Source organism: Streptomyces rishiriensis, from assembly GCF_030815485.1.
In the GTDB taxonomy this organism is placed as follows: domain Bacteria; phylum Actinomycetota; class Actinomycetes; order Streptomycetales; family Streptomycetaceae; genus Streptomyces; species Streptomyces rishiriensis_A.
Genome location: NZ_JAUSWV010000002.1, coordinates 6,292,691 through 6,305,222, shown reverse-complemented (window position 1 = coordinate 6,305,222; position 12,532 = coordinate 6,292,691). Strand labels below are relative to the sequence as shown.

Below are 12,532 nucleotides of genomic sequence, written 5' to 3'. Positions count from 1 at the left end.
GGGGGTACGGGACCCGGCCAGGGCCGGACAGAGCGCCCCGGTTACGCGTCGATACGGGACCGGTCCAGCGTCGCCGCCGAGCTGGAGATGAACTCCTTGCGCGGCGCCACGTCATTACCCATGAGCAGATCGAACACCTGCTCGGCAGCGTCCAGGTCGGAGAGGTTGATGCGCCGCAGGGTGCGGTGGCGCGGGTCCATCGTCGTCTCGGCCAGCTGGTCGGCGTCCATCTCACCGAGACCCTTGTAACGCTGGATGGAGTCCTTGTACCGGACGCCCTTGCTCTGGAACGCCATCAGCTTGTCGCGCAGCTCACGGTCCGAGTACGTGTACACGTACTTGTCCTGGCCCTTCTTGGGCTGGACGAGCTCGATGCGGTGCAGCGGCGGGACAGCGGCGAACACCCGCCCCGCCTCGACCATGGGCCGCATGTAGCGGTGGAACAGCGTCAGGAGCAGCGTCCGGATGTGGGAGCCGTCCACATCGGCGTCGGTCATCATGATGATCTTGCCGTAGCGCGCCGCGTCGATGTCGAAGGTGCGCCCGGAGCCCGCTCCTATGACCTGGATGATCGCGCCGCACTCGGCGTTCTTGAGCATGTCGGTGACGGACGACTTCTGGACGTTGAGGATCTTGCCCCGGATCGGCAGGAGCGCCTGGAACTCGGAGTTCCGGGCGAGCTTGGCCGTACCGAGCGCGGAGTCCCCCTCGACGATGAACAGCTCGCTGCGCTCGACGTCGTCGCTGCGGCAGTCGGCGAGCTTGGCGGGCAGGGACGAGGACTCCAGAGCCGTCTTGCGGCGCTGGGCGTCCTTGTGCTGCCGGGCCGCGATCCGCGTCCGCGCCGCTGCGACCGCCTTCTCCATGACGACCCGCGCCTGAGCTGCGGCATCGCGCTTGGCGGAGGTCAGGAACGCCTTGAGCTCCCTGGAGATCACCGTGTTCACGATGCGCCGGGCCGCCGAGGTACCGAGGACCTCCTTGGTCTGGCCCTCGAACTGGGGCTCCGCGAGACGCACCGTGACGACGGCGGTCAGGCCCTCGAGGGCGTCGTCCTTCACGATGTCGTCCTCGGCCACGCGCAGCAGCTTCTTGGCGCGCAGCACCTCGTTCATCGTCTTGGCGACCGCCTGCTCGAAGCCGGCGACGTGAGTGCCGCCCTTGGGCGTGGCGATGATGTTGACGAAGGACTTGAGGTTCGCGTCGTAACCGGTGCCCCAGCGCAGCGCCACGTCGACGCCGAGTTCACGGGTGACCTCCGTGGGAGTCATCTGCCCGTGCTCGTCCAGGACGGGGACGGTCTCCTTGAAGGTGCCCTGTCCGGTGAAGCGGAGGACGTCGCAGACGGGCTTGTCGGTGGCCAGGTACTCGCAGAACTCGCTGATGCCGCCGTCGAAGCGGAAGGACTCCTCGCCCTTGCTGCCGCCCTCGCCGAGGCCGTACTCGTCGCGGACGACGATGGTCAGGCCGGGCACCAGGAAGGCGGTCTGGCGGGCGCGCTGGTGGAGGTTCTCCAGGGAGAGCTTGGCGTCTTTCAAAAAGATCTGGCGGTCGGCCCAGTACCTCACCCGCGTGCCGGTCCGGTTCTTGGCGACCCTCTTGATCTTCCGCAGGCCGCCCGGCTCGAACTTGGAGTCGGGGCCGTTGCCTGCGAAGGCGCCGGGAACTCCACGCCGGAAGCTGATCGCGTGCGTGTGCCCGCTTCGGTCCACCTCGACGTCGAGACGGGCGGACAGGGCGTTGACGACGGAGGCGCCGACGCCGTGCAGACCGCCGGAGGCGGCGTAGGAGCCGCCGCCGAACTTGCCGCCGGCGTGCAGCTTGGTCATGACGACCTCGACACCGGACAGCCCTGTCTTCGGCTCCACGTCGACCGGGATGCCACGGCCGTTGTCACGGACCTCGACCGAGGCGTCGTCGTGGAGGATCACCTCGATGTAGTCGCAGTAACCCCCCAGGGCCTCGTCGACGGAGTTGTCGATGATTTCCCACAGGCAGTGCATCAGGCCACGGCTGTCGGTCGAGCCGATGTACATCCCCGGGCGCTTCCGCACGGCCTCGAGTCCCTCGAGGACGAGCAGGTGCCGCGCGGTGTAATTGGAACCGTCCCGGTCTGCTCCTGCCAGCAGCGCTGTGGACGGCACGGACGTTTCGGCGGTCACGCGGTTCGCTCCTCGCTGAATTTCACTTGAGGCCCTTCTGGGTAAGGGCGCGGCTTGGGTTGCCGCCAAGAGGGTACCGAGGCCTGGTAGAGCCGTTGTAACGCCACCCTTGCCCGCAACTGAGACTAGTCCAGCGTCGCATACGTGTTCGATCCCTCGATGGAGTGAAGTACATATCACGTTCCCTTCGGGGCATGAACCATTTAGGCTCCGGGCACGTCCTCATGAACAAACGGCAACCCAGCCGGGAGGATCGCACCATGACCGACAGCGCGAAACCGTAAGCACCACAGACCACGCAATACGGCACATTCGCCGCCAAACCGGCAGCAGACGGCCACCTCGGAAAAGATTTTTTCGAGGAGAAGCCACGAGCGGGAACGTTTTGGGCCTGGTTGGATGTTGACCCTGGTACGACAGCTCGTCGAGCTAGAGAAGAGGCGACGTGACTACTGTTCTGACCCCCGCGAGCCCGATGACGGCCGCTGACCGCTGCGACCGCTGCGGCGCCCAGGCGTACGTACGCGTCGTCCTGCTCAGCGGTGGAGAACTGCTCTTCTGCGCCCACCACGGCCGCAAGTTCGAGCCGGAACTCAAGAAGATCGCCGCTGAGATACAGGACGAGACAGAGCGGCTGACGACCGTTCCGGCCTCCACCCCGGAAGAAGAGCGCTGATCTGCGCGTCCACGACGAGCCAAGACCGGCACAGGCCGGTATACGGGCGGCCGCCCCTTCTCCCAGGGGCGGCCGCCCGCTCTCGTGACCCGCAGCTCGGCCCCGAGCGGCAGGACTCGCTCAGCCGCTCTCAGAGGGTGTCGCCGGGCTTCCGAGCGCCCGGGTCCAGCCGAGCGTCCTCACGGCGTCGGAGACCCGCGTGTAGACGCCCGGACTTCCCGGCCGACCACAACCACTGCCCCATGACACGAGTCCGATGAGCCGGCCCCGCGCGACCAGTGGCCCCCCGCTGTCTCCCTGACAGGCGTCGCGGCCGCCCCGCGCCTCTCCGGCGCACACCATGCTCCGCGCGTCGTAGGTGCCGTCGGAGGTGCCCGGATAGGCCCGCTCGCAGGACGCGTCGGACAGCACATGGACACGAGCCGCTCGCAGACTGTGCGCGTACGCACCGAAGCCGGTGCTGTCACCCCACCCGTAGACGACGGCCTCCGTGCCGGCCTGGTACGCCGGATCGCCTTCGGCGGCCATGCCGATGACCGCCGCCGCCGGAAGGGGCTGGGCAAGGGTGAGCACGGCGAAGTCCCCGGCGTTGCTGCCGCTGTCGTAGCCGGGATTGACCCAGACGCTACGCACGGTGACCTCCTGACCGGTGTCCCTGTACAGGTCCGTACGGCCCGCGACGACCTTCAGGTCGGCCAGCTCCCCCGGCGGCGCTCCCAGGACGTCCTCGCCCATGCAGTGGGCCGCGGTGAGTACGGTGGACGGGCCGACGGCCACGCCGCCGCAGAACTGCCCGGAGCGCATACCTCCGAACCGGTCACGACTGGACAGCGCGACCGCCCACGGGCTCTGGGAGACATCGACCGGGAAGCCGCCCACGACCACACCGTCGGAGGCTGCCGGTGCGGCGGAGCCCAAGGGTATGGCCACCGCCGCGGCCGCCAGGATCAACGGCCGGGACAGGGCCCGGACAAAGGGACGTCGCATGCGCGCTCCTCACTCTGGAGTGATCGGTGAACACCCAGAGTGATCCAGCGCGCGCCGCCCCGCACCCGCGCGTCCAAGCCGAAGGCCCGGCTCCCTCACGGGAGACCGGGCCTTCGGCTTCGTACTGCTACGACCTAGTCGAGGTAGTCGCGCAGCACCTGCGAACGGGACGGGTGGCGCAGCTTGGACATGGTCTTGGACTCGATCTGACGGATGCGCTCGCGCGTCACGCCGTACACCTTGCCGATCTCGTCGAGGGTCTTCGGCTGACCGTCGGTGAGACCGAACCGCATGGAGACGACGCCCGCCTCGCGCTCGGACAGGGTGTCGAGGACGGAGTGCAACTGCTCCTGGAGGAGCGTGAAGCTGACCGCGTCGGCCGGGACCACGGCCTCGGAGTCCTCGATGAGGTCACCGAACTCGCTGTCACCGTCCTCACCCAGCGGGGTGTGCAGCGAGATGGGCTCGCGGCCGTACTTCTGGACCTCGATGACCTTCTCGGGGGTCATGTCGAGTTCCTTGGCCAGCTCCTCCGGGGTGGGCTCGCGGCCCAGGTCCTGAAGCATCTGACGCTGCACGCGCGCGAGCTTGTTGATGACCTCGACCATGTGCACCGGAATACGGATGGTGCGGGCCTGGTCGGCCATGGCGCGGGTGATCGCCTGACGGATCCACCAGGTGGCATACGTGGAGAACTTGTAGCCCTTGGTGTAGTCGAACTTCTCGACCGCGCGGATCAGACCGAGGTTGCCCTCCTGGATGAGGTCCAGGAAGAGCATGCCGCGGCCGGTGTAACGCTTGGCCAGGGAGACCACCAGACGGAGGTTGGCCTCCAGGAGGTGGTTCTTGGCGCGTCGGCCGTCCTCGGCGATGATCTCCAGCTCGCGCTTGAGCTTCGGGGCGAGCTTGTCGGCGTTGGCCAGCTTGTCCTCGGCGAACAGACCGGCCTCGATGCGCTTGGCGAGCTCGACCTCCTGCTCGGCGTTGAGCAGCGGGACCTTGCCGATCTGCTTGAGGTAGTCCTTCACCGGGTCGGCGGTGGCACCGGCCACGGCGACCTGCTGGGCGGGCGCGTCGTCCTCGTCGTCGTCGGAGAGGACGAAACCCTTGTTCTCGGTCCCCTCCTCCTCCTCTTCGCCGGGCTTGACGTCCTCGAGGACCTCGTCCTCAGCGACCTCGGCATCGTCCTTGCCCGCGGTCGTCTTCTTGGCCGCCGTCTTCTTGGCGACGGTCTTCTTCGCGACCGCCTTCTTGGCGGTCGTCTTCTTGGCAGCCGCCTTCTTGGCGGGGGCGGCTTCGTCTGCGGAATCGTCCACAGCGGGAGCGGCCTCGGTGGCCGGGGCGGCCGTGGCGGTGGCCTTCCTCGTGGTCACCGCCTTCGCCGCGACCGTCTTGGTGGCGGTGCGCTTGGCCGGACTCTTCGCTGCGACGCTCTTTCGGGTGCGCTTGGGCTCCGCGGCACTGACCATCAGCGTCACACCCTCTTCCTCGAGGATCTGGTTGAGGCTGCGCAGTACGTTCTTCCACTGAGTGGCCGGAATCTGGTCAGCTTCGAAGGCCCGACGCACATCGTCGCCGGCGATCTGCCCCTCAGCCTTTCCCCGCTCAATGAGCGCCATGACAGAGACGGACTCGGCGATCTCAGGCGGGAGCGTACGGGATGTGCTGGCCGACACGAACAACCTCTCGGAACGTTGGAAAACGGCTTCCGGCCCCGTCCGTGAGGACAGGAGCCGACCACCGGCCTGGGGATGGGCCGACGGTGCGGGCGGGGGCCGGGAGGATTCACAGCGCCTTGAACGGCGTTCGTATTCCCTCCGCGGCGGTCACCTCTTAGGTCATCGCGTTGTTTCCACAAGCGTTACGCCCAATCTTCGTGGCCCGAGTCACACCACGTAAGCTTTCAAAAACGGTCAGACGCGGACAGATGAGGTCACCCGGAAGCCTACCGGTGCCGCCTGGACCGGTGCCGCCACATCGACCGTCGGACCCCGCAGGCCCCGGGGCGGGTTCTGCGGGGTCCGACGGGAGTGGCAGGTGGAGCGGCGGCCGAGGACGACGCGGGAGGGGGAGGCCCCCCGACCGTCCCCCGCGCGGGTGCGGTCAGTGTTCGCGCGGCGCCGGCACGACGCGCTCCACCTCGGGATGAACGATGAGCAACTGTCGCATGGCCGTCTCGGCGGCGGTGGCGTCGCCCGCCGCGAGGGCGTCGACGATCCGGCCGTGGTGCCCCAGCGACGCGTCGTTCGGCCGGTCACAGCCCGTGGCCGGGCCGCCGGAGACCTGCAGGGCGGACGACACGATCCCGGAAAGGTGTTCCAGCATGCGATTGCCGGCGACCTGGATGAGCAGCGAGTGGAACTCGGCGTCGGCCCGGGAGTAGGTGAGAGCGTCACCCTGCCCCATGGCGTGCGCCATGATCTCGACCATGTCGGACATTCGCTGCTGGATGTCGGCGCGACCGTGCCCTGCGGCGAGGCGCGCGGCAAGCGGCTCGATCGTCCAGCGCAGCTCGTTCAGCTCACGCCGCTGATCATCGCGCTGGGGACCGAACGCCCGCCACTCGATGATGTCCGGGTCGAGAAGGTTCCAGTCACTCACGGGACGCACACGCGTGCCGACGTTCGGCCGGGCACTGACCAGGCCCTTCGCCTCGAGGACACGCAGCGACTCGCGGACGACGGTGCGGGACACCTCGAACCGCTGACCGATCTCCTCGGGTACCAGCGGTCGGTCGGCGCCCAGGTCGCCCGAGACGATCATCTGACCGAGCTGCTGGACGAGTTGGCCGTGCAGTCCGCGTCCGCGGCTGCCCGCGGCGCGACGGCCCACGCGGCCCAGCTCGGGTTCCGCGGAGTCCCATACGGGGGCTCCGACGCGTTCGGCCACAGGGGGCTCGCCGAAGGGATAGCGGTCGAGTTCGCCCGGGCCGGCCAGACCGGAGTCGGTGGAGCGGGCGGCGGTCATCATGGTGTGCGCAAGGATACTCACGGATCCTTTGTCGGCGCTGCTCCCAACTCCCTTGAGGTCTTTGGTGAAAAGCACACGAAAGGGTGATCGCTCACCCCGTCGCAATTGACGCCTTATCGGAAAGAAATGGGCTTTATTCGGGGAGTTGCGCACACACCGGGATCGGATCGGCCCAGAGATGGTCGTCAGACTCTGCTACGCAGGGTCACGAGCAGGTACGCGCACAGCAGAGCCGTCAGCGACAACGCCATTGCCCCGCCCACGGGTTGGGCGATCACGCGTGCCGCGGCGGCCACATAGCGCTCTCCGCCGAAGGGCCACTGCACCAGGACCAGCTCGCGCAACCGCACCGAGAACCCCGCCGCCGACCGCACGGACATGCTCTCCACGGTCTTCTGTACGACGGGCAGCACGGCGACGGGCATGGCGACCACCGCCGCCAGCCCGGCCGTGGTGGATCGGAAGACGCCGGCGGCCAGCACGCCGGTCCAGGCGCAGCCGATCACCAGGCCGACCCAACCCGCGCCGAGTGGAAGCCAGTCCGCGGGAACCTGTGCGACCTCCCGTCCGTAGACGAGGTAGAGCGCTTCGGCGTCGCAGCCCACCGTGAGAAAGGCCAGCATGAGTGCGGTGAGAGCGGCGACGAGGAGTTTGGCGGTGAGTACGCCCAGTCTGCGGGGCACGGTTCCGCGGTCCGCGGCCAGGGCGGGGTGGCGGAATTCGTCTCCGAAGGCCAGCGCGCCGAGCAGGCCCGCACCGAGCGCCGCGGGTGGCAACGGGAGTTCCGTGGGCCACGCGGCCAGCAACCGCGCCTGTGCGGTATGGCCCGCGCCGGCCAGGAGTACGGCGGTGAGAGCGGAGACGACCAGCACGACCGCGCCGGTGGTGAACCCGGTACCGATGCCGGTGGCGCGACGGAGTTCGTAGCGGAGGGGGCGCAGGGGGCTGGGGGCCGAGCGCACGGAGATGGGAGGCGGCAGGGCGGACAGGGTGTCGACCCCACGGGACGCGAAAGGGCGGATGGCGTGCTGGGGCGAGGACATGACAGAGGCGGCCGGGGGACGGGCGGCGGCGCGGTGGGCGTCAGAGGTGGCGCGGCCGGTGGCGTCGGCGGTATCGGCTTCCAGGGGCTGCCGAGGTGCCTCGACGATCGCGCTTGCGGAGGCGGCCGCTCCACTGACAGGGCGCCATTCAGGAGCAGCGGAGTGCCCCGCGGAAGCAGTCGGGGAGGCCGGTGCATCCGCGGTGTCCGCGGCCCGGGCGGCGGCGGCCGGTGCCATGAGAGCGACCGGGGAGTCGCCGCCGCAAGTCGGCATGCCGTCGCGAGGCGCCGCCTCGACCGGCCGGTACGGCGCTGGGGACGGCGACAGCTCATCACCGGGGCCGCCCGGCGCGTCCACGGCGCCCGTGTACGGGGATTCGCTCGCCGCACGTGCCCCTTCCGACAGGTCCGCGCATGCCCCTTCCGACAGGTCCGCGCATGCCCCTTCCGACAGGTCCGCGCATGCCCCTTCCGACAGGTCCGCGCATGCCCCTTCCGGCAGGTCCGCGCGTTCCGAGCCCGGTTCGGAGGAAGCGACAGTGGGCGGTTCTCCGCCCGCGGGTTCCTGACCCGCTCGCCTCGTGGGGCCCGGGCCCGGCTCTGCCGCGGCGTGCGCCCGCTGCCGTGCCTCCGCTCCCGCTCCGGGCCCCATGTCGCCGGTTTCGTCGGCGAGTTGGTGGACCAGGATGTCGTGCCGGAACGCCGTCTCGCCGACATGGGCGCAGCTGCTGCCGTACACGGAGAGCCGGTTGCCGTCCTCCTGCACCACCTCGACGGAGCGTTGCCCGGCTCGGGCCTCCCTGGTCAGCAGGGCGGCCAGGCGGGTGGCGTGCGGGCTGCGGACGGCCACCCGGGGCCTCAGCCGGGTGCGGGCGAAGTCGGCTGCCTCCTGGTCGGCGACCACGGCGCCCCGGTCCAGAGTGACGACCCGGTCGGCGGTGCGCGCGGCCTCCTTGGGGTCGGTCGTGGTCGTCAGGACGGTGCCGCCCTGGTCCGCGTGGGCACGCAGCATGCCGTACAGCCAGCGGCTCTCGCGCCCGGAGAGCCCGTCGGCGGGATCGTCGAGGACGAGGGTGTGCGGATCCGCCAGGAGAGCGCAGGCCAGGCCCAGGCGCCGGTCCATGCCGCGGGACAGGGTGCCGAGGCGTTCGTCGCGGAGGCTGACCAGACCGACCACCTCGAGCACTTCGTCGGCGCGCCGCGCCGGGACTCCGGCGGCCGCGCACAGCATGCGCAGGTGGCCCCGGACCGTGCGGGCGGGGTGGCCCGGCACATCGCCGAGGAGGACGCCGACCTCACGCGAGGGATGGGCGATGCGGTGCAGCGGACGGCCGCGGAAGTAGGCGAGCCCGCGGCCCTGTTGAAGTCCGAGCATGAGTCTCAACACCGTGGTCTTGCCCGCGCCCGGCGCTCCGAGCAGCACGGTGACGCGGCCCGCGCGCGCCTCGAAGGAGACGTCGTCGACGGCGGGCGGAAGCGCCTTGCGGGAATTACTGGTCAGTCCGAAGGCCTGGATCACCCGTAGCAAGATAGCGCGTTATATCCCTTTTTTCCGTTCACCGCACGGTGACGCCGTGCGGCCGGTCACCCGGCCACGGCAGACCGGCTCGGGGTTCTCCCCTCCTGCCGGTGGGCGACGCTGTCGGCCGGCGTCACACCTCGGGCCGCAGCATCGGCGGGTTGAGCAAGGTCGCGCCGCCCGCTCGGAACAGCTGCGCCGGACGTCCTCCCTGCCGAGTGGTGGTGCCACCCGTGGGCACCAGGAAGCCGGGCGTGCCCGTCACCTTGCGGTGGAAGTTCCTCGGGTCGAGCGCCACACCCCACACCGCCTCGTAGACCCGGCGAAGCTCGCCGACCGTGAACTCGGTGGGGCAGAACGCGGTCGCCAGGGACGAGTACTCGATCTTGGAACGGGCACGCTCCACTCCGTCCGCCAGGATCTGGGCGTGGTCGAAGGCGAGCGGTGCGACCGGTTCCCCGTCGCGGCCGTAACCGCCGTGCTGAAGCAGTTCCTCGACCGGTGCCCAACGCGCGTTGCTGGCGTCTCCGCCCGCTCGCGGCGCGGGCAGGTCCGGGGCGAGCGCCAGGTGCGCGACGCTGACGACGCGCATCCTGGGGTCGCGCTTGGGGTCGCCGTACGTGGCGAGCTGCTCCAGATGGGCACCGTTGTCGTGAGCCGGGGCCGAGGGGTCGTGCGCACGCAGTCCGGTCTCCTCGGCCAGTTCGCGCGCGGCGGCCTGGGCAAGGTCCTCGTCGCCCCGTACGAAGCCGCCCGGGAGCGCCCACCGCCCCTGGAACGGCGCCTCACCCCTGCGCACCGCCAGCGCGCACAGGGCATGGCGGCGCACGGTCAGCACGACCAGGTCCACGGTCACGGCGAAGGGCGGAAAGGCTGACGGGTCGTAGGGCATGCCGCGATCATAGTCGTCTCCCTGACGATAAACACTCCCTTCGTCGGCCGCTTCGATGGCTGGTCCAGTGCGGTGCCGCACGGCTGACCTCGTCCACCGTGCCGACGACCGGAGCCGCGTCGTTCGAGCTCACACCCCCAATTGCAGTCCGTCGGCCGCTTCCTCCACCATGGCGAGACCCAGTCGGCTGACCCGTACCGAGAAGGGGGCGCCGGCGACTCGCAGCCCGGTCAGGCCGATCTCTCCCAGGGGCGCGCCGCGCAGGGGACGCAGGGTGACGGTTCCCGCCGGAGCGTCGGGCCGGACGCCTGCCAGGGTGGTCAGCAACAGGACCCCTGCCGCCGCCGCGGTGGCCGCGGGGCGACAGGCGGCCGGGTGCGGGAGCGGCGTTCCCCCGTCACCGCGTTGCTCGCCCGCGTACATCTCCGGCAGGCGGTGCTCGAAGGCCTCGGCCGCCGTCAGTACGCCTCGCAGCAGCGCGGTGCCCTCCTTCTCGTAGCCCGCGGCGGCCAGGCCGGCGACGGCGATCGCCGTTTCGTGGACCCGGACGGCACCACTGCGGTGCCCGAAGGGGTTGTAGCCGACCTCCTTCGCTCCGAGGCCACGAAGTCCCCAGCCGGAGTCCATGACGGGACTGCCGAGCAACCGGGCGAGCTGCTCGGTCTGCACCCGGTCCAGCAGCCCGGCGGCGTGGGCGCCGCCGCCCAGCAACCCGGTGTCGAGCAGATGGACGGCCGTCGCGCAGAGGTGGGGCAGTGGCCGCCCGTCCGGGGTACGGGCGGCCGCGGGCCGGCCGCCTGCGGGGTCGTCGATCCAGAAGTCCCGCCGGAAGGTGGCGCGCAGCTTCCTGGCCCACTCCCGCAGCCCCTCCCCACCCCGTCTGCCGCAGGCGTCGAGCAGGTCGGCGCCGAGCAGTGCGGCCCGGTGGGCGTGGGCCTGGGACTCGCAGCGCACGGGACCGCCGGGCCGGGGGTCGCTCAGGTAGGGCCCGTCACCGACCGTCGTGCGCAGCCAGGTCAGGCAGCGCTCGGCCGCCGGCAGCAGTTCCTCCGTCTCCTGGTCGGGCAGGCCCCATCGGCGGGCCTCCGCGAGGAGCACCGGAAAGAGCAGGGTGGCCTCGGTCCCGGTGCAGCCCGGCGGGAGGTGCGCGCCCGCGTCCCGGCGGGGGCCGGGGATCATGCCGCACCGTGGACCCGGAGCCGTGATCTGCGTCCGGGCCAGGGTGCGCAGCGTGCCCACGGCGAGGCGGGTCCCGAGCGGCAGCGTCATGCGGGCCGCGGCGAGCGCGTCGGCCGGCGCCAGGCCGCAGCGCCACGGCGCGCCTGCCGCGAAGTGGGTGTCCGCGGGATGCGCGGGATCCCGCAGCAACAGGGCCTGAAGGTCCGCGACGCTCGTCGCCATGAGCGGTCGGACGCGTGGATCGTCGCCCGTCGCCTGTGCCGCAGCCAACGGGCCGGCGGCCGCCCTGCCCACGGCCCGGACCGGTCCCGCACCGTCCAGGCGGACCCTCAGTTCCACACGTACGGTGCCGCCGGGAGGCACTTCGAAGTCCCAGCGCAGCAGGCCCGCGGAGGCGATCGCGTCGGACGGGGGCGGGTCGGCCGTGACGCTCGAGGCCCCGGCGGCAGAGGACCACCGCAGTCCGGAATCGTGGACGCTGGCGGCCAGTTCGGGGCCCACGGCGCCGGACGCGATCGCCCCCAGGTCGGCCAGATCGGCGCCGAGCGCCACCTCGACCGGGAGGCGCAGCGGCCGAGTGGCGGCGCTGTGCAGCGTGATCAGCTCCGTGCCGTCCGCGGAGCGGGTCCGCTCGACGACGATGTCCGGGTCCGGGCCGCCGTGCGGTGTGACACGGAGCGTGCCGACGAAACGAGCCCGGTCGGCCGAGGTCATGCGGGCCTGGACAGCCAGCGGTTCACGTCCGGCCACCCTCACCTGGCAGCGGGAGAGGATGCGCCTGCCCGCCCGGTAGAAGCCCTCCAGCCCATGTCCCGTCAGCTGCCCCTGCTCCGTCGAGATGGCGAGGCCCGGCAGAGCGACGCAGATCATCGCCGTGTGGGTGGGGGGCAGGCCGACGGAGCGAGGCCGGGCCGGCGTCCCGGGCGGAGGTCCGGCGCCTCTGGACGACGGCGGCGGAGGACGACGCGCGGTGCCGGCCGATGGGACGGCCGTGGTGCCGGGGACACCGGGGCCGACGGCCGGGCGCGGGCCTTCCTCCGACCTGATGAGCGGGGAGGGCGGCGAGGTGTGCCGGTCCTCGCCGGTAGATCCGGGCCGTTGCGGA

General features: G+C 70.8%; 8 protein-coding genes. 1 reads left to right on the top strand and 7 read right to left on the bottom strand.

Annotated elements, in window-relative coordinates; all coding sequences use genetic code 11:
• Nucleotides 1-41 precede the first annotated feature (41 nt).
• Complete coding sequence (locus QF030_RS30565; RefSeq protein ID WP_307165792.1) at nt 42-2,162, bottom strand: DNA gyrase/topoisomerase IV subunit B; 2,121 nt, start codon at nt 2,160-2,162, stop codon at nt 42-44.
• A 445-nt stretch (nt 2,163-2,607) separates the two neighbouring features.
• On the opposite strand from QF030_RS30565, the gene QF030_RS30560 reads away from it, so the two are divergent.
• Nucleotides 2,608-2,838, top strand: a complete 231-nt coding sequence (locus QF030_RS30560) for a DUF7455 domain-containing protein (protein WP_307165791.1) — start codon at nt 2,608-2,610, stop codon at nt 2,836-2,838.
• Nucleotides 2,839-2,958: 120 nt separating this feature from the next.
• Here the strand turns inward: QF030_RS30560 and QF030_RS30555 are convergent, their stop codons facing one another.
• The 6 genes from QF030_RS30555 to QF030_RS30530 all read right to left on the bottom strand — a co-directional run bounded on the left by QF030_RS30555 (nt 2,959) and on the right by QF030_RS30530 (nt 12,297).
• Nucleotides 2,959-3,825, bottom strand: coding sequence for a serine protease (locus QF030_RS30555; protein WP_307165790.1), 867 nt, complete (start codon nt 3,823-3,825; stop codon nt 2,959-2,961).
• 134 nt (nt 3,826-3,959) lie between these two features.
• A complete protein-coding gene (locus QF030_RS30550; protein WP_307165789.1) occupies nt 3,960-5,501 on the bottom strand; it encodes an RNA polymerase sigma factor in 1,542 nt (513 codons plus the stop codon).
• A gap of 427 nt (nt 5,502-5,928) precedes the next feature.
• Complete coding sequence (locus QF030_RS30545) at nt 5,929-6,816, bottom strand: FadR/GntR family transcriptional regulator (RefSeq protein WP_307165788.1); 888 nt, start codon at nt 6,814-6,816, stop codon at nt 5,929-5,931.
• 164 nt (nt 6,817-6,980) lie between these two features.
• Nucleotides 6,981-9,356 (bottom strand): ATP-binding cassette domain-containing protein, encoded by a 2,376-nt coding sequence (locus QF030_RS30540; protein ID WP_307165787.1) that lies wholly within the window; start codon nt 9,354-9,356, stop codon nt 6,981-6,983.
• 133 nt (nt 9,357-9,489) lie between these two features.
• Complete coding sequence (locus QF030_RS30535) at nt 9,490-10,248, bottom strand: NUDIX hydrolase (protein WP_307165786.1); 759 nt, start codon at nt 10,246-10,248, stop codon at nt 9,490-9,492.
• A gap of 129 nt (nt 10,249-10,377) precedes the next feature.
• A complete protein-coding gene (locus QF030_RS30530) occupies nt 10,378-12,297 on the bottom strand; it encodes a glycogen debranching N-terminal domain-containing protein (protein WP_307165785.1) in 1,920 nt (639 codons plus the stop codon).
• Nucleotides 12,298-12,532 lie beyond the last annotated feature (235 nt).